We start from the raw sequence: 392 nt of genomic DNA on the forward strand, positions 1-392 counted from the left end.
GCATGAAGTCCTCGCCGCGCGCCATCTCCTCGGCATCGTCGACGTCGCAGACCAGCGAGCAATGGAAATTGCCGTCGCCGACATGGCCGACGATCGGCGACAGCAGATTGAGCCGCTTCAGATCCTCTTCGGTTTCGGTGACGCAATCGGCCAATCGCGAGATCGGCACGCAGACGTCGGTCGCGACCACGCCGGAGCCGGGCCGCAGCGCCTTCACCGACCAATAAGCGTCATGCCGCGCCTGCCAGAGCTTGGTGCGGTCCTCGGGCCTGGTGGTCCAGGTGAAGCCGAGGCCACCGCATTCGGAGGCGATCTCCTTGAAGTTCTTCGATTGCTCGGCGACCTCGGCCTCGCTGCCGTGGAACTCGAGCAGCAGCAGCGGCGTCTCCGGC

General features: G+C 65.8%; 1 protein-coding gene. It reads right to left on the minus strand.

The window, feature by feature from the left end; translation table 11 throughout:
* Positions 1 to 392 (minus strand): FAD-binding oxidoreductase (locus I6F36_RS39335; protein ID WP_276573765.1); only part of this gene is annotated, 392 nt, incomplete at both ends.

The organism is Bradyrhizobium sp. BRP19 (assembly GCF_020194195.1).
In the GTDB taxonomy this organism is placed as follows: Bacteria; Pseudomonadota; Alphaproteobacteria; order Rhizobiales; family Xanthobacteraceae; genus Bradyrhizobium; species Bradyrhizobium yuanmingense.